Below are 15,451 nucleotides of genomic sequence, written 5' to 3'. Positions count from 1 at the left end.
TCGAAACTGCTCCAGCCTGAATTGAACATTAAATCTAAAGTTTGAAGATCAACGGAAGAAGAAACCATGGCCACCGAAATTCGCGTTCCCACGCTTGGGGAGTCCGTTACTGAGGCAACCATCGGAAAATGGTTCAAGAAGGTTGGCGATGCTATCGCCATCGACGAACCGCTGGTGGAACTGGAAACTGACAAGGTGACAGTGGAAGTTCCGGCTGCTGCTGCTGGTGTGCTGGTTGAAATCGTGGCCAAGGAAGGCGACACGGTTGAGGTCAACGCTCTGCTCGGCCAGATTTCCGGTGAGAGCGCTGCTGCTGCGCCTGCTCCGAAGAAGGAAGAAGCCAAGCCAGCCGCCGCTCCGGCAGCCGCTGCACCGGTCGCTTCCGCATCGTCGGGCCCGGCTATGCAGCCTGCACCTGCTGCTTCGAAGCTTCTTGCTGAAAGCGGTCTGTCCGCTGATCAGGTCGAAGGCTCGGGCAAGCGCGGTCAGGTTCTCAAGGGCGACGTTCTCGACGCTATCGCCAAGGGCGTTTCTGGGGGCGTTTCGGCTGCTCCGGCTCCGGTTGCTGCCGCAGCTGCCCGTCCGGCTTCCTCGGCTGACGATGCACCGCGCGAAGAACGCGTGAAGATGACCCGTCTGCGCCAGACCATCGCCAAGCGTCTGAAGGATGCGCAGAACACTGCCGCCATGCTGACGACCTATAACGAAGTCGACATGTCCGCAGTCATGGAACTGCGCACCAAGTACAAAGACGTCTTCGAAAAGAAGCACGGCGTGAAGCTCGGCTTCATGGGCTTCTTCACGAAGGCAGTCACCCACGCGCTGAAGGAAATCCCGGCTGTTAACGCCGAGATCGACGGCACCGACATCATCTACAAGAACTTTGCGCATGTCGGCATGGCTGTCGGCACCGACAAGGGTCTTGTTGTTCCGGTCATCCGCGACGCCGATCAGCTTTCGATCGCTGGCGTGGAAAAGGAACTGGGTCGTCTGGCCAAGGCAGCGCGCGATGGCGCGCTTTCGATGGCTGACATGCAGGGCGGCACCTTCACCATCACCAATGGTGGTGTTTACGGCTCGCTGATGTCTTCGCCGATCCTCAATTCGCCGCAGTCGGGCATTCTCGGCATGCACAAGATCCAGGACCGTCCGGTTGTTGTCGGCGGCCAGATCGTGATCCGCCCGATGATGTACCTGGCCCTGTCCTACGATCACCGCATCGTGGACGGCAAGGAAGCCGTGACCTTCCTGGTCCGCGTCAAGGAAAGCCTGGAAGATCCGGAACGTCTGGTTCTCGATCTCTAAGCTGGAATTCAGGAAAGCCGCCCGGGTACAATCGGGCGGCTTTTCGGTCGGGGTTGCGAGCAACGGGATTTGAATGATGGAGCCGGGTCTTTTCTCCTCTTCGCCTTATCTGTCGCCTTATCTGCCGCTTGTCGGCTGGAGCGTGGTGTTGCTGGTGGCTCATGTGCTGCTTCAGGCCATGACGGCGACGCGAGAACTCGGCACAGACTGGAATGCCGGTCCCCGCGATGAAGGGCTGAAACCTTCCGGCGCCATTGCCGGGCGTGCTGAGCGGGCATCCACGAATTTCCGCGAAACCTATCCGGCTTTTATTGCGCTGGCGCTGGCTCTGACCCTGAAGGGCGATGCAAGCGTCTGGGGCATTTACGGAGCCTGGCTCTGGTTTGCATGTCGTATTGTTTACATTCCGCTCTATCTGGCGGGCATTCCCTATATCCGGTCGCTGATCTGGGTTGGCTCGATGGTCGGACTGGGTGTTATGTTTCTGGCTTTGATTTTTTGATGGCTGCCTGCGCGCCAATTCGCTCATAGTGCAGCAAAGGAAAAGCGATGCATCCCTATCTCTTCGAACTGGCTTCCCTGATGGCGATCTTCTTCTTTGCGATTGTTTCGCCGGGAGCGGATCTGGCCATGGTCATACGGCAGTCACTGATGCATGGCCGTCGTGAGGCGATCATCACCAGCTTCGGGATCGGAGCGGCGCTGATGATGCATGTCACCTATACGGTGCTGGGACTCGGTCTCATCATTTCCCAGTCGATCTATCTGTTCAATATCGTCAAATGGTGCGGTGTGGCCTATCTGGTCTATATCGGCATCAAGGCGTTGCGTGCTGGCACGACAAAGATCGAGGTCGATACGGATGAGAAAGAACCGCGCAAGCAGCAGAGCTTTGCCAAGGCCTTCGGTCTCGGCTTTGCTGCCAATGCGCTCAATCCGAAAGCCGTCTTCTTCTTCCTGTCGATTTTTTCGACGGTCGTTCACGCGCACACGCCGACAGAAGTGAAGCTGGGCTACGGTGTTGTGATGGCAACAGCGCTGATCAGCTGGTTTATTGGCGTCAGCATTTTCATGACCACGCCGAAGATGCGCGCGGCTTTTTCGCGGGCCTCGAAATGGATCGATCGCACAAGCGGTGTTGTCTTCATCGCTCTTGGGCTTAAACTTGCCACCGAAAAGGCTATGTAAGAAGCAATTGATTTGCTGCCGGAAAAACTCAAGGAGAACCGACAGATGCATGTTGCAAGGAAGCTTCTCAAAATAACGGCCGCTTCGGTGGTCGCCGCATCGGTGTTCTCGACTGCTGTGCAGGCGGCATGCACCCAGAATCGCGGCATCTATCAGGACCGTGACGGCACCTACACTTTGACGTTCCGCCCCATGCAGACGAACGATCTCAAGATGACGCCTGCGCCGACCAATGAGTTTACGATCACCGCCAATGACAAGCCGGAATTCAAGCTGAACGGCATGGTGATCTGGCCGGAAGAGGGTGTGGCGCGGCCTTATGCGCTCATCACCTATAACTGCAAGGGTGACGGCTCCAATCCGGAAGACCTCGATGATTGCAGCATCTGGCAGAGCGTCATCTACGCGCTGAAGGAAGGTGCGGAAGCGGAAGTTCTGCCCAAGGCGGATGAACCGGCCGCGCAGGCGGTGCTGTTCCCCGATCTGGTGACGGCGCTTGACGGCTATGATTTTGGGGCGGCCAAACCCGAAAAGCCGCTTCAGTGGGAAGTGTTCCGCTTTCAAGGATGCACTCCGGATGAAAACTGATCGGCAGCTTTAACAAAGGCCGGTTATTTCAAGCATTGTGCAGCCGAAACATTTGGCGTCGCATAAATGCGGTACTCTAACGAAAAACGTTCAGGAAAGACTGAAAAGGGTAATTCAATGTCTTATGATGTGGTTGTCATCGGTACGGGCCCCGGCGGTTATGTCGCCGCAATCAAGGCCGCGCAGCTGGGTCTCTCGGTCGCTGTGGTGGAAAAGCGCAAGACCTTCGGCGGCACCTGCCTCAATGTCGGCTGCATTCCGTCCAAGGCGCTTCTGCATGCATCGGAAGTCTTTGCCGAAGCTGGCCACTCCTTCGATACGCTGGGCGTGGAAGTGTCGCCTAAGCTTAACCTCGGAAAGATGCTGGCCCACAAGGACGCGACCGTGAAGGCCAATGTGACGGGCGTGGAATTCCTGTTCAAGAAGAACAAGATCACGCCTTACATCGGCACCGGCAAGGTCGTCGCCAAGGGTAAGGTTTCCGTGACCGCCGAAGACGGCAAGGTTGAGGAAATCGAAGCCAAGAACATCATCATCGCCACAGGTTCGGACGTTGCCGGTATTCCGGGCGTCAAGGTCGACATTGATGAGAAGACCATCGTTTCCTCGACCGGCGCTCTGTCCTTCGACAAGGTTCCGGGTCATCTCGTCGTCGTCGGCGGCGGTGTGATCGGTCTGGAACTGGGTTCGGTCTGGGCGCGTCTCGGTGCGAAGGTTACGGTTGTCGAATATCTCGACAAGGTGCTGGGAGCAATGGACGGCGAAGTCTCCAAGCAGTTCCAGCGTCTGCTCGAAAAGCAGGGCATTGCCTTCAAGCTCAGCGCGAAAGTGACGGGCGTCGAAAAGTCCGGCAAGGGTGCAAAGGTCACGTTCGAGCCTGTAAAGGGCGGCGATGCCGAAACACTCGAAGCCGATGCCGTTCTGATCTCCACGGGCCGTCGTCCTTACACGGACGGTCTTGGCCTTCAGGAAGCAGGCGTCAATGTTGATGATCGCGGCCGCGTTGCGATTGACGATCACTGGCGCACCAATGTTGAAGGCATTTACGCCATCGGCGACGTGGTGCAGGGCCCGATGCTGGCGCACAAGGCTGAAGATGAAGGCATTGCTGTTGCCGAAATCATCGCTGGTCAGGCCGGTCATGTGAATTTCGACGTCATTCCAAGTGTTGTCTACACCCAGCCGGAAGTAGCTTCTGTCGGCAAGACCGAAGAAGAACTGAAGGCCGCCGGTATTGAATACAAGGTCGGCAAGTTCCCGTTCACGGCCAATGGTCGCGCACGCGCCATGCTGCACACGGACGGCTTCGTGAAAATCCTCGCCGACAAGGCGACGGATCGCGTGCTGGGCGCGCATATCCTCGGCTACAATGCTGGCGAAATGATCCACGAACTGGCCGTTCTGATGGAATTTGGCGGTTCTTCGGAAGATCTGGCCCGCACCTGCCATGCGCATCCGACCATGTCGGAAGCCGTGCGCGAATCCGCTCTGGCGACCTTCGCCAAGCCGATCCATATGTAATCTCTTCGAGCATTTCCAGCAAAAGTGCGAAGCGGTTTTGCGTAGGATAATGCTTAAAAATAGATAGAGCGATTCCACGATTCCGTTTTAACCGGAACCGCTCTAGAGAGAATGCAGAAAGGCCCGCGCAAGCGGGCCTTTCTTGTCTTTATGGTAATTAATTCTGGGCTGGCGGATTGGCAGGCGTTGCCGGGGCCGGTGTTGCGGGCTCGCTCTGAGTTGCGGGTGCAGGTGGCGGTGTCGCCGTCTCGGTTCTCGTGCCATTCTTGTAGAAGAAATAGCCGAGAATGATGATTGCCACGAGCAGAACGGCACCCAGAAGATAGCCGCTTCCGCCGCGTTGCGGCGGTGGCATGCCGGAAGGGTCCGACAGTCTCGGATCAGTATTGACGGGGTTCGTTCTGGGGTCGTTTCGCGGATCGAGGGGATCAACCATTGCGCGCTCCTCCAGTTGTCGCATCGGGTTTGCGCGGCCTTCAGCCGTCACAAACCTGCTTCAGCAGAGTGAACGCAGTCAAAAGCTGATTGTTCCGCGTGCAGGCAGGGGGCTAAAGTGCCGTGAGGCGATAACCCTTGGCCCGCAGCAGTTCCACCACGCCTTCTTCGCCCGGCAGGTGCAAAGCACCGACAGCGATGAAGACATTGCCTTTTTCAAGCAGCGGAACGGCCCGGTCCGCCATGGTGTGGTTGCGGTCGGTGATCAGATATTTCAGGAACAGGTCGTAATCCTGATCGGACAATGCATCCGGCACGATTCTTCTCAGCGCCGGCATGATCATGCCAAGTTCGCCCTTCAGATAAAGCGCGGTGGTCGTTTCCATGGCGTCTTCGGTTCTGTCACCGTAATCGACTGTGGCGATGAGATTGCGAATGTGAAAATCGAGCGGAAGCTTTTCGGTGGCTTCGAACTGTTCTGCAGCCGTTTCCAGCCCCTCGATGTTGCGCCCTTCCGACTGGGCATGGATTGCCAGAAACTCGTCGAGCGATTTCACGCCTTCGCCTTTACGCTCGCGCTCGCATTTGGGCAGGGCCAGCAGCGTGGTCAGAATCCACGGCTTCATCTTGGCGACCGCATCGAGAATAATGCCGCGCTCCGCAAGCTTCTTTTCAATATCGTCACGCCTGTCGGATGGCAGATGCGATTTGAGCGTGCTGCCATCGGTGAAAAGCAGCAGTTCGGGACGTTCCAGCTTCAAACGCAGAAAGTTTTTCTGGTCGAGAACATCAGTGGTTTCGATCACGACGGTATTCGCCGATTGATAGGCGTCCTGCACCACCTTCGGCAATTCCAGCACACGAGGATCGCTGAGATGGATGGTGCCGAACAGATAGGACGGCGCTACCCCGTCCTTTTCGATCTTCCAGATGCGGCCCTGATGGTTGGGGATTGATTCTGCTTCCGCACGCAGCTCTTTCCAGAGAGCGGGGTCGCTTTTCTCCACGCCATCGACGAGGTTTGCACCCCGAATGGAGCAGGCGGTGGACTTTTCGTCAGCGCGGGCGGTGACGGAACCGGCGAAGACGGCGCATAGAAGAACGAGAAGCAGCTTTTTCATACAGGGGAATATAAGCAATCTTCCGCGATGTGAAAGGTGCCCGGTTCAGGCTCTTGGATGCGCCTTGTCATAGACTTCCAGCAACCGTTCCGTATCCACGCCGGTATAGATCTGCGTGGTCGACAGGCTGGCATGGCCAAGCAGTTCCTGAATCGTGCGCAAATCGCCGCCGCGACCCAACAGATGGGTGGCGAAGGAATGGCGCAGCGCATGCGGCGTGGCGCTGTCCGGTAGACCGAGCCCAGCGCGCAGCTTTTGCATTTCGCGCTGGATGATGGCGGCATGAAGCTCGCCGCCTTTCGCACCGCGAAACAGCGGCTTTTCGGCAGAGAGATCATAGGGGCATAGCGCGCGATATTGCGCGACGGCGCGATGGATAATCGGCAGCAGGGGCACAAGCCGGGACTTGTTGCCCTTGCCGGTTATGGTGATCGAAAGGGCTGAACTGTCGGACAGCGCATCGCCTTTGAGGCCAAGCGCCTCGGAAATGCGCAGGCCGCAACCATAGAGCAAGGTCAGCACGGCGGCGTTGCGCGCCGCGATCCACGGTTCCTCGGCCATCTGGCCATCGGCAGCGACCACACGACGAGCGTCATCGGCAGTCAGAGGCTTCGGCAAGGATTTTGGCTGGCGGGGTGCGCGCATGGCGCTCGCGCCTGCGGCATTGGCCAGCCCGCGCTTTTCCAGATGGCGCAGCAGGGAGCGTATACCGGCCAGACCACGCCCAAGGGTGCGCGCGCCTGCGCCATCATTGCGGCGGCTGGCAAGGAACGAGCGCAGATCGGCAACGCGGAGGCTACTGACATCTTTCAGTGAGGGCGGTTCGCCCAGATGTCCGGTGAGGAAATTGAGAAATTGCCGCGAGTCGCGCTCATAGGCTTCGACGGTATTTTCAGAAAGGCGGCGGGTATCCTTCAATGTCTTCAGCCATTCCTCACGCGCAGCCGCAAGGTCTGCACGGGCGGGAATCAGGAATTCGCCATTCATCGCCATCTTGAAATCTACCGGTTGAAGTTTCGGCTGACAGTTTGTCAGGGAGAGGTTACCGGCTGGTTGCCTTTGCGGCTTCCATGGGCGACTTTGCTGAAACAGTGCATTTTTCTTGGCGTTTCGGTGTTAATTCGCTAAGCGATAAAGCTAATCAGCAGCGCATATCGGTCTCACTGTCGGGGCGATGTGCCCGAATCCAGATCAGGGGCAACCATGCCACGTCCAGAAAATCCGATTCAGCTCGCCGTCGTCGGTGCCGCCCATGGCATCCGTGGCGAAGTCAGAATCAAGACATTCACCGAAGACCCGCTTTCAATTGGCGATTATGGCCTGCTCTATGACGAGCAGGGCAAGGGCTATGAAGTTCTTGAAGCGCGAGCTGCCAAGACGGTTGTGATTGTACGCTTCAAGGGCGTCAACGACCGCAACGCCGCCGAGGCGCTGAATGGTACAGCGCTCTACATCGACCGTGCGCAATTGTCGGATGACGATCTGGACGATGACGAGTTCTTCCAGACCGACCTGATCGGGCTTGCGGCAATCGATGCCGAGGGCAAGAGCTATGGCGTTGTCAGCGCGGTGTTCGATTTCGGCGGCGGCGATATCATCGAGCTGAGCGAAAAGGGCAAGCGCCCGATGCTCATTCCCTTCACCGAAGCAGCTGTGCCGGAAATCGATTTCGAAAAAGGCACCCTGCTGGTGGAGCCGTTCGCGGCAGGCCTGATCCCCGATGAAAACGACAATCCGCTGAAGGGTGGTCATCAACAGAAGAAGCGACCGAAGAAGTCATGACGGACGAATCTTCGGAACAGGGCCCGGCAGATCACGAAGCAGGTTTTTTCCATGCTTCGGTGCTGACGCTCTATCCGGAAATGTTTCCGGGACCGCTTGGTGTTTCACTGGCTGGCAAGGCGCTTGCCGAGGCGAAATGGCAGCTCGACACGGTGCAGATTCGCGATTTTGCCGAAGGCAGGCATCGCATGGTCGATGACACGCCGTCGGGCGGTGGCGCGGGCATGGTGATGAAGCCCGATGTGATTGCGCGGGCGCTCGATTCTGTTGCCGATGATCGCCCGATGTTGCTGATGACCCCGCGTGGCGCGCCGCTGACGCAAAAGCGCGTGCGCGAGCTTGCCGCCGGGCCGGGCGCGATCATTTTGTGCGGTCGCTTCGAAGGCGTGGACGAGCGCGTGATTGAAGCGCGCCAACTCGAAGAAGTCTCGATCGGCGATTACATACTTTCCGGTGGCGAGACGGCGGCCATCGTGCTGCTGGATGCTGTGGTGCGTCTGTTGCCGGGTGTGATGGGCAATCAGCAATCGGGCGAAACGGAGAGTTTCGAGACCGGGCTGCTCGAACATCCGCATTATACGCGCCCGCAGGTTTGGGAAGACAGGTCTATCCCCGATGTTCTGACATCCGGCAATCATGGCGCCATCGACAAGTGGCGGCATGCGCAGGCCGAGCGGATCACCCGGGAACGCCGCCCCGATCTCTGGGATTCCTATCAGGAGACAAAACGCAAATGAATCTGATCCAGCGTCTGGAAAGCCTGTCCCTCGCGCTTCTGGCGCTCGGAGCCTACTGGGTGAACGGAGCAAGCTGGTGGCTCTTTGCCATACTGGTGCTAGCGCCGGATCTGTCGTTCTTTGCCTATATGAAGGGACCGCGTACCGGTGCGGTGGTCTACAATATCGCCCATAGCTGGATTGGCGTGGTTCTGCTGGCCGTGTTTGGCTGGGCGATGAACTGGCAAATCTGCATCGCCATGGCGCTGATCTGGGCGGTGCATATCGGTGTGGACCGGGCGCTGGGCTTTGGTCTCAAATATGGATCAGGCTTTCAGGATACGCATCTTGGCCGTATCGGCAAGTAGATGAAAATGCCCGGTTTTCACCGGGCATTTTTGTTTCAGGCATGTTGTTTTGCGGATGCGTGAGCCTGCGCTTCCGGCCTGCGGAGTATGAAATAGACGCCGCCGCCAATGCCGACCCCGAAGAACCAGCCATAGGTTCCCCACCAGTCCGGCAGAAGATTGGTGGCCATCGGCAGGACAGACGAGAACAGAGCACCAATCGCAAAGGCGATGAAAGCCTTGACGTGCCAGCCGTTCTGGAAGCGGAACTCACCATTCTCCTGATAAAGATCGGCGACATTCAGCTGTCCGCGACGCAGCAGATAATAGTCGACCATCATGATCCCGAAGATCGGTCCCATGGTGGAGCCCAGGAAATTGACGAAATGCGCGGCTCCGGTTTCCCATGGTGCGAACGGATAGAGGATCAGTGCGATCAGCGCCGCAACGACGCCGCCCCGCTTGAAGGAAACCTTTTGCGGAAATGTATTCGAGAAATCGAAGGCGGCGGAAACGAAGTTTGCGACCACATTGATGCCGAGCGTTGCGACGGTAAATGTCAGCGCGGCCAGAAGCGCCAGAAACCAGCTGTCGAATTTTGCCGAGATCTGGTCGGGGTGCAGCAGCACTTCGCCATAAACGGTGAAGGCGGCTGTGGTTGTGACACCGGCAACGAGACAGAAGGCCAGAAGATTGACCGGCAGGCCCCATAGATTGCCGCGCCGAAGTGCCGCTTCATCCTTAGCATAGCGGGAAAAGTCGCAGAAATTGAGATAAAGCGCTGCGAAATAGGTGATCCAGGTAGCGGCGACGGCTGCCAGCGCGGCGACGGAGCCCGGCTCGCCGGATACGCCAGCGTCCCTTGTCTTCTCCAGCAGGATATCGCGCGGGATTTCGCTGCCGAAAGAGAATGTACCGGCCTTGATGACCAGATAGACGGCCAGAATGAGCATCATGATCCAGACAGCCGGACCAGCCCAATCCTGAAAGCGGCGCACCGTTTCCATGCCGCGCTGGATGATCAGCAGCTGCGCCGCCCAGACCAGCACGTAGCAGATGACTTCCAAGGTCGAATGGCCGAGCAGATGGCTGTTCTGGTGGAAGGCCAGCATGCTGTCATTGCGGATCAGCAGCGCAACGAGAGCGCCTGAAGCTGCTGCCGTCTGCGCGCCATACCAGAAACAGGCGACGACGCCGCGGACGAGGGCTGGGAAATTCGCGCCGAATGTGCCGAAGGATGCGCGCGCCAACACCGGAAACGGCACGCCTGTCCGTACGCCCGCATTGCCGACAAGGCTCATCAGGAAGAAGATGACCAGTGAGCCGAGACCGATGGCGATGACGAAGTTCAGAAAGCTGCCGCAAAGCAGAAACAGACTCGCGGCAAGATAATAGCCCCAAAGACTATGAACGTCTGACGTCCAGACGTTGAAAATACTGAAAGCGCCCCATTTGCGTTCGACTGCAGGCGCCAGATCCTCATTATACAATGAGGGCGACGGTTGTTTGATAGTCATATTGTCCCCATTTTAGCTTTATGCTTTATTAGACTTATTGAATGCTAAGCCCTTATTTTTTGCAATATTTCTGACATAGTCGGTTGCGGCTGGCTATTAAAAATTCTGACAGGGCGTGACAAATCCCTCGCAATGCTGTATTGGCGCGTCTGTTCGGGAAAACCCGACATTGCAGTACCTCGTTCGGGCCAAGCCCGAGACGTCCGTAAACCAATAAATGGTGTACCGCTCCTGCCTGATTTTGAAGGCATAGCCGCAAGGCCAAGGATTGCTTGGCGGCAAGTGCAGAGCGCTCTGACTGTTTGAAAAGAACATAGAAGGAGTCAGACGATGACCGACATCATTCGTCAGCTTGAAGCCGAACAGGCAGCAAAGATCGAAGAAAAGCGCAAGCTTCCAGAATTCCAGCCGGGTGACACGGTTCGCGTTCAGGTTCGCGTTACCGAAGGTACGCGTACCCGCGTGCAGGCCTATGAAGGCGTTTGCATCGCTCGTTCGGGCGCTGGCCTCAACGAAAACTTCACCGTTCGCAAGATTTCGTACGGCGAAGGCGTAGAGCGCGTATTCCCGGTTTACTCGCCGATCGTTGAAGGCGTTGAGCTGGTTCGCCGCGGTAAGGTCCGTCGCGCCAAGCTTTACTACCTGCGCGGCCTCACCGGTAAGGCTGCCCGTATTTCTGAAAAGAAAGACAACCGCACCAAGGCTGAGCGCGAAGCTGACAAGGCTGCCGCTGCCAAGGCCGAAGCTGCCAAGACCGCTGCTGAATAAGTTTCAGCCAGAGATCTTTGAAAAAGGCGGCCATTGGCCGCCTTTTTTATTTGCCAAATGCACCGCGACACATAATATCAGGCATAATTCTGCCCGCTTTGCGCAAGATTGTTACTGCGACACCCTGTTGCGGTTTCAGTTTCTTGACGAAACGCGACGGCAGGTGCATATGACAGGCCAAATTAAGAACCGTTCAAAGGAACTCTCGCAATGAGCGCGCCGCGTACACTTTATGACAAGATCTGGGACGACCATGTAGTGGATCAGCAGGAAGATGGTACCTGCCTCCTTTATATTGATCGCCATCTTGTGCACGAAGTGACGAGCCCGCAGGCTTTCGAAGGCCTGCGCATGGCTGGCCGTCAGGTGCGCCATCCCGAGAAGACGCTGGCTGTGGTCGATCACAACGTGCCGACTTCGAAAGATCGCGTCAACGGCATCAAGAACGAAGAAAGCCGCATCCAGGTTGAGGCTCTCGCCAAGAATGCCGCTGATTTCAACGTTGAATATTATTCCGAGCGTGATCGTCGTCAGGGCGTTGTGCACATCGTCGGACCGGAACAGGGCTTCACCCTGCCGGGCATGACGATTGTCTGCGGCGACAGCCACACTTCGACCCATGGCGCTTTCGGTTCGCTGGCGCATGGTATCGGTACGTCGGAAGTCGAGCATGTGCTCGCAACCCAGACGCTGATCCAGAAGAAAGCCAAGAACATGCTGGTGCGTGTTGAGGGCGAACTGGCTCCCGGCGTCACCGCCAAGGACATCACACTCGCCATCATCGGTGAAATCGGCACCGCAGGCGGCACCGGCTACGTGATCGAATATGCAGGCAGCGCCATTCGCTCGCTGTCGATGGAAGGTCGCATGACCGTCTGCAACATGTCGATTGAAGGCGGCGCACGCGCTGGTCTGATCGCTCCGGACGAAACGACCTTCGCCTATGTGCAGGACAAGCCGCGCGCGCCGAAGGGCGAAGCGCTGGAACAGGCTATAGGCTACTGGAAGACGCTGCATTCGGATGAAGGTGCGCATTTCGACAAGATCGTCGAGCTGGACGCCGCCAAGATTTCGCCGGTCGTCTCCTGGGGCTCGTCGCCGGAAGACGTTGTTTTCGTCACCGACATCGTGCCAAACCCGGACGAGATCAAGGACGAAACCAAGCGTGCATCCAAGTGGCGTGCGCTCGACTATATGGGTCTGAAGCCGGGCACCAGGATGACCGACATCAAGATCGACCGCGTCTTCATCGGTTCCTGCACCAATGGTCGTATCGAAGACCTGCGCGATGCCGCGCGTATGGCCGCTGGCAAGAAGGTTGCCGATGGCGTCAACGCCATGATCGTGCCGGGCTCGGGTCTCGTGAAGGAACAGGCGGAAGCCGAAGGCCTCGACAAGATCTTCATCGAAGCCGGTTTTGACTGGCGCGAGCCGGGCTGCTCCATGTGCCTTGCCATGAATGACGACCGCCTGAAGCCGGGTGAACGTTGCGCTTCGACCTCGAACCGTAACTTCGAAGGCCGTCAGGGCTTCAAGGGCCGCACCCATCTCGTATCGCCAGCCATGGCTGCTGCTGCTGCGATTGCCGGTCACTTCGTCGACATTCGCGACTGGAACTAACTTTCCAGACGAACTGAATTGGAAAAGCCGCCGGAGCGATCCGGCGGCTTTTTCTTTTATGCTCTGTTTAGAATAGAGATATCGAAAACGAATGCCTTAAACAGCAATGCTCTTATGAGCTTCTTCATGGTTTCCTCGCATATTCCATGTATATGCGAGTGCTGTTAGATTAGTGTTTTCTTATTTGACTGCGCTTCGAACGGAAAAGGCATTCATGGGCGGAGCCGATTTCATTCTCATCATCAACATGACCGTATCCGGTCTGTTTGCCTTCGCATTTTTCGGCATTGCCGTTTATGCGCAAGGCAATGCGGCCGCGCGCGTCTTCGCGATGGGCTTCGTATTTGCAATGCTCTACTTCCTGACCGAGCTGGCGATGCCGTCCATGCCAAGCCCGCGTCTCGGTTATATGCTCGCTTTCGCGACCTATCTGATGACGCTGGTTTGCCTCGTCATCGGTCTGGCGCGCATGTATGCCGCTCCGGTTCCGTGGAAGACGCTCGGCCTGCTCGTGTTTCTTTCGCTGGTGATGATCTACGCCATTTACGGTATTGCACGCAGCAGCTGGGCGGGCCTGTTTCTCTACCAGACGCCTTATTTTCTGGCGTTGGCGCTTGCCGTCTGGGTCATCCTGCGTTCCAGCGGGCGCGGCGCGGTCGATATGATGATGGCCGCGCTCTTCGCCTTGAGTGCGTTGCATTTTCTCCTGAAGCCGGTGCTTGCCAATATATCTGGTGGTGCGGGTGCCAATCCGAACGATTATGTAAATACGGCCTATGCGCTTTTTGCCCAGTCAATTGGGGCAGGTCTTTCTGTCGCTGCGGGGCTCATGTTGCTGTTGAGCCTGATGCGTGAACTGCTTTCCGACATGACAATTCGGTCCGAAACGGATGAGTTGTCGGCACTGCTCAATCGCCGTGGTTTTGCGTTGCGGGCGGAAGCGGCGATCGACAAATCGAAGCGGTCACGGCAGGCCCTGTCGCTCGTGGTTTGCGATATCGACTATTTCAAATTGATAAATGACAATTACGGCCATGCGCTGGGCGACCGTGTCATTGCGGCCTTTGCGGCTGAACTGCGCAAGACGGCAGTTGCCAGAGGCGGCTTCGCGGCACGTATGGGCGGAGAGGAGTTTGCAGTCCTGCTGCCGGGAAACACCATTCAGTCGGCGTCGCGCTGTGCCGATGGTATGCGTCTGGCATGCGGCACGATCCAGATTCCAACCAATAGCGGGGATATCGATTTTACCGCCAGCTTCGGCGTTGCCGAGATGGAGTTCGACGACATGTTTTCCGATCTCTACAAGCGGGCTGACGGCGCGCTGTATGAGGCGAAAAAGGGCGGCCGCAATTGCGTGCGCGCAGCGTCGCCGATCATCTCCGATGAAAATGTCGTGGAGTTTCGGCCGTCAGGCTCGACCCGCACGCGCGGATAATCCGGCTCAGCAGCCCGGATGATCCAGAACCGGCGTTTCACCCTTATCCAGCCCATACATGAATGAGCGTCCATGCAGAACGACGGCGCTTTCGCAGCTGCTGTTCGGAGGCCCGACGATATAAGCCACAGCCTTGTCTTGCGGAGCGGTGATGGTTGCCGTGCCCTGTATCCGGCGCGGCGTCTGCAATGTCGGGTCATTATGCGCTGCACCGACACGGATGATCTTGGGGCCGCCATCCGCCTTCTGCATGATCAGATTTCCCGATGCGTCGGCATAGCGCAATGTGGTGTCGGCGGATGCCGTCGCGACAAAACCCGCAAGCGCAAGTACACAGGAAGCTATCAAGACTGTTCTGTTTCGGTTTGCCATGGTGCGGGTTCACCTTCGCCGTCTGACGCAAAAAGAGTTTCCGTATCATCTTAACTCTTTCTTTACCTTTGTCATCCGTGCTGGCTACAATCGGATAAGCCTTTGGGCGCAACTGCTTCGCAGCGTTATGACCAAAGGCGACTTGAACCGCCCCGAAGGCCAAGGAATGTTCAATGACCAAAGATCACGCCGTCGATATCGCGCATCTTCATCTTCGTGATGCTCACGAATTTGCGCCGCTGCTCGCCAGCTACGCGCAGGCACTGAAGCGCGGCGCACCGCGCCGTCCCGATGATTATTATGCCGAGCATCTGTTGCAGGACCGCGCCACCGAAATTCTCGGCGCACGTCTCGACGGTAATCTCGTCGGCTTTGTGATTTTCTACGATCTGCCGGAGCCGGTTTCGGGCCTGCGCGCAGGGCAGGTGGATCACATCTATGTCCATCACGATCATCGCGGAAAAGGCATCGCCAAGGCGCTGATCGACCTGCTGGCCGACAAGGCGGAAGAACGCAGCTGGTCCAAGCTTGTGCTCAATGCGCCACGCGTGCCTGAAGACGGACGCAAGCTCTATGAGCAGATCGCGACCGCGGCCGACTGGTCGAGCTATGTGATTCGATTCGGCGCTTGATGCGCCTTCGCTAAAGTTGATGAATTTACACATGTTTTTCGAAATTGCGGCCTTCAAACGATTGAAGGCCGCAATCACGTGAATGTGTCGCAAAGGTGCGACCA

At 57.4% G+C, this 15,451-nt stretch carries 17 protein-coding genes; 12 read left to right on the top strand and 5 right to left on the bottom strand.

Features of this window, described 5'->3' with window-relative positions; translation table 11 throughout:
- Window positions 1-66: 66 nt before the first annotated feature.
- The 5 genes from odhB to lpdA all read left to right on the top strand — a co-directional run bounded on the left by odhB (window position 67) and on the right by lpdA (window position 4,602).
- Window positions 67-1,305 (top strand): 2-oxoglutarate dehydrogenase complex dihydrolipoyllysine-residue succinyltransferase, encoded by a 1,239-nt coding sequence (odhB, locus tag QBD01_RS00595; protein ID WP_280991208.1) that lies wholly within the window; start codon window positions 67-69, stop codon window positions 1,303-1,305.
- A gap of 76 nt (window positions 1,306-1,381) precedes the next feature.
- Entirely contained in the window at window positions 1,382-1,807 is a 426-nt protein-coding gene (locus tag QBD01_RS00590; RefSeq protein WP_280992072.1) for an MAPEG family protein, read from the top strand.
- A 47-nt stretch (window positions 1,808-1,854) separates the two neighbouring features.
- Window positions 1,855-2,493 (top strand): LysE family translocator, encoded by a 639-nt coding sequence (locus QBD01_RS00585; RefSeq protein ID WP_182518898.1) that lies wholly within the window; start codon window positions 1,855-1,857, stop codon window positions 2,491-2,493.
- A gap of 45 nt (window positions 2,494-2,538) precedes the next feature.
- Window positions 2,539-3,081: a hypothetical protein gene (locus QBD01_RS00580; RefSeq protein WP_280991207.1), complete on the top strand. Its 543-nt coding sequence runs from the start codon at window positions 2,539-2,541 to the stop codon at window positions 3,079-3,081.
- Window positions 3,082-3,198: 117 nt separating this feature from the next.
- Entirely contained in the window at window positions 3,199-4,602 is a 1,404-nt protein-coding gene (gene lpdA / locus QBD01_RS00575) for a dihydrolipoyl dehydrogenase (RefSeq protein WP_138784162.1), read from the top strand.
- Between the two features lie 157 nt (window positions 4,603-4,759).
- On the opposite strand, the gene QBD01_RS00570 is transcribed toward lpdA, so the two are convergent.
- The 3 genes from QBD01_RS00570 to QBD01_RS00560 all read right to left on the bottom strand — a co-directional run bounded on the left by QBD01_RS00570 (window position 4,760) and on the right by QBD01_RS00560 (window position 7,151).
- The gene (locus QBD01_RS00570; RefSeq protein ID WP_280991206.1) at window positions 4,760-5,038 is read right to left on the bottom strand and encodes a hypothetical protein; all 279 of its coding nucleotides are present in this window, start codon (window positions 5,036-5,038) and stop codon (window positions 4,760-4,762) included.
- A gap of 112 nt (window positions 5,039-5,150) precedes the next feature.
- On the bottom strand, window positions 5,151-6,158 hold the full coding sequence (locus tag QBD01_RS00565; RefSeq protein WP_280991205.1) for a TraB/GumN family protein: 1,008 nt from the start codon (window positions 6,156-6,158) through the stop codon (window positions 5,151-5,153).
- A 45-nt stretch (window positions 6,159-6,203) separates the two neighbouring features.
- The gene (locus QBD01_RS00560; RefSeq protein WP_280991204.1) at window positions 6,204-7,151 is read right to left on the bottom strand and encodes a tyrosine recombinase XerC; all 948 of its coding nucleotides are present in this window, start codon (window positions 7,149-7,151) and stop codon (window positions 6,204-6,206) included.
- A 210-nt stretch (window positions 7,152-7,361) separates the two neighbouring features.
- Here QBD01_RS00560 and rimM point away from each other — a divergent pair, with 210 nt between their 5' ends.
- The 3 genes from rimM to QBD01_RS00545 are packed head-to-tail and all read left to right on the top strand — an operon-like array spanning window position 7,362 to window position 9,024.
- A complete protein-coding gene (gene rimM, locus QBD01_RS00555) occupies window positions 7,362-7,940 on the top strand; it encodes a ribosome maturation factor RimM (protein ID WP_280991203.1) in 579 nt (192 codons plus the stop codon).
- Window positions 7,937-8,677 (top strand): tRNA (guanosine(37)-N1)-methyltransferase TrmD, encoded by a 741-nt coding sequence (gene trmD / locus QBD01_RS00550; RefSeq protein WP_182518892.1) that lies wholly within the window; start codon window positions 7,937-7,939, stop codon window positions 8,675-8,677. Before rimM ends, trmD begins: the two co-directional genes overlap by 4 nt.
- Window positions 8,674-9,024: a DUF4260 domain-containing protein gene (locus QBD01_RS00545; RefSeq protein ID WP_280991202.1), complete on the top strand. Its 351-nt coding sequence runs from the start codon at window positions 8,674-8,676 to the stop codon at window positions 9,022-9,024. The genes trmD and QBD01_RS00545 overlap by 4 nt, the downstream gene beginning before the upstream one ends.
- 35 nt (window positions 9,025-9,059) lie before the next feature.
- Here QBD01_RS00545 and QBD01_RS00540 read toward each other — a convergent pair whose 3' ends face one another.
- On the bottom strand, window positions 9,060-10,520 hold the full coding sequence (locus QBD01_RS00540) for an NCS1 family nucleobase:cation symporter-1 (protein ID WP_280991201.1): 1,461 nt from the start codon (window positions 10,518-10,520) through the stop codon (window positions 9,060-9,062).
- Window positions 10,521-10,850: 330 nt separating this feature from the next.
- On the opposite strand from QBD01_RS00540, the gene rplS reads away from it, so the two are divergent.
- From rplS to QBD01_RS00525, 3 genes are all read left to right on the top strand, one after another.
- A complete protein-coding gene (gene rplS, locus QBD01_RS00535; RefSeq protein ID WP_182518889.1) occupies window positions 10,851-11,288 on the top strand; it encodes a 50S ribosomal protein L19 in 438 nt (145 codons plus the stop codon).
- Between the two features lie 210 nt (window positions 11,289-11,498).
- Window positions 11,499-12,908, top strand: a complete 1,410-nt coding sequence (gene leuC / locus QBD01_RS00530; RefSeq protein ID WP_280991200.1) for a 3-isopropylmalate dehydratase large subunit — start codon at window positions 11,499-11,501, stop codon at window positions 12,906-12,908.
- 214 nt (window positions 12,909-13,122) lie between these two features.
- Window positions 13,123-14,343 (top strand): GGDEF domain-containing protein, encoded by a 1,221-nt coding sequence (locus tag QBD01_RS00525; protein WP_280991199.1) that lies wholly within the window; start codon window positions 13,123-13,125, stop codon window positions 14,341-14,343.
- Window positions 14,344-14,349: 6 nt separating this feature from the next.
- Here QBD01_RS00525 and QBD01_RS00520 read toward each other — a convergent pair whose 3' ends face one another.
- On the bottom strand, window positions 14,350-14,715 hold the full coding sequence (locus QBD01_RS00520) for a hypothetical protein (RefSeq protein WP_280991198.1): 366 nt from the start codon (window positions 14,713-14,715) through the stop codon (window positions 14,350-14,352).
- A gap of 173 nt (window positions 14,716-14,888) precedes the next feature.
- Here QBD01_RS00520 and QBD01_RS00515 point away from each other — a divergent pair, with 173 nt between their 5' ends.
- Window positions 14,889-15,347: a GNAT family N-acetyltransferase gene (locus QBD01_RS00515; RefSeq protein ID WP_182518886.1), complete on the top strand. Its 459-nt coding sequence runs from the start codon at window positions 14,889-14,891 to the stop codon at window positions 15,345-15,347.
- Window positions 15,348-15,451 lie beyond the last annotated feature (104 nt).

The organism is Ochrobactrum sp. 19YEA23, assembly GCF_029909865.1.
In the GTDB taxonomy this organism is placed as follows: domain Bacteria; phylum Pseudomonadota; class Alphaproteobacteria; order Rhizobiales; family Rhizobiaceae; genus Brucella; species Brucella gambitense.
Note: the sequence above shows the minus strand (reverse complement) of the source record. Positions and strands in the feature narration are given on the sequence as shown.

Excerpts from the sequence above, each read along its gene's own strand:
- lpdA (WP_138784162.1), top strand. The coding sequence starts at position 3,199 with ATGTCTTATGATGTGGTTGTCATCGGTACGGGCCCCGGCGGTTATGTC.
- QBD01_RS00545 (WP_280991202.1), top strand. The coding sequence starts at position 8,674 with ATGAATCTGATCCAGCGTCTGGAAAGCCTGTCCCTCGCGCTTCTGGCG.
- QBD01_RS00585 (WP_182518898.1), top strand. The coding sequence starts at position 1,855 with ATGCATCCCTATCTCTTCGAACTGGCTTCCCTGATGGCGATCTTCTTC.
- leuC (WP_280991200.1), top strand. The coding sequence starts at position 11,499 with ATGAGCGCGCCGCGTACACTTTATGACAAGATCTGGGACGACCATGTA.
- QBD01_RS00540 (WP_280991201.1), bottom strand. The coding sequence starts at position 10,520 with ATGACTATCAAACAACCGTCGCCCTCATTGTATAATGAGGATCTGGCG.
- QBD01_RS00590 (WP_280992072.1), top strand. The coding sequence starts at position 1,382 with ATGGAGCCGGGTCTTTTCTCCTCTTCGCCTTATCTGTCGCCTTATCTG.
- QBD01_RS00565 (WP_280991205.1), bottom strand. The coding sequence starts at position 6,158 with ATGAAAAAGCTGCTTCTCGTTCTTCTATGCGCCGTCTTCGCCGGTTCC.
- rimM (WP_280991203.1), top strand. The coding sequence starts at position 7,362 with ATGCCACGTCCAGAAAATCCGATTCAGCTCGCCGTCGTCGGTGCCGCC.
- QBD01_RS00515 (WP_182518886.1), top strand. The coding sequence starts at position 14,889 with ATGACCAAAGATCACGCCGTCGATATCGCGCATCTTCATCTTCGTGAT.
- QBD01_RS00520 (WP_280991198.1), bottom strand. The coding sequence starts at position 14,715 with ATGGCAAACCGAAACAGAACAGTCTTGATAGCTTCCTGTGTACTTGCG.
- QBD01_RS00580 (WP_280991207.1), top strand. The coding sequence starts at position 2,539 with ATGCATGTTGCAAGGAAGCTTCTCAAAATAACGGCCGCTTCGGTGGTC.
- QBD01_RS00560 (WP_280991204.1), bottom strand. The coding sequence starts at position 7,151 with ATGGCGATGAATGGCGAATTCCTGATTCCCGCCCGTGCAGACCTTGCG.
- rplS (WP_182518889.1), top strand. The coding sequence starts at position 10,851 with ATGACCGACATCATTCGTCAGCTTGAAGCCGAACAGGCAGCAAAGATC.
- QBD01_RS00525 (WP_280991199.1), top strand. The coding sequence starts at position 13,123 with ATGGGCGGAGCCGATTTCATTCTCATCATCAACATGACCGTATCCGGT.
- QBD01_RS00570 (WP_280991206.1), bottom strand. The coding sequence starts at position 5,038 with ATGGTTGATCCCCTCGATCCGCGAAACGACCCCAGAACGAACCCCGTC.
- odhB (WP_280991208.1), top strand. The coding sequence starts at position 67 with ATGGCCACCGAAATTCGCGTTCCCACGCTTGGGGAGTCCGTTACTGAG.
- trmD (WP_182518892.1), top strand. The coding sequence starts at position 7,937 with ATGACGGACGAATCTTCGGAACAGGGCCCGGCAGATCACGAAGCAGGT.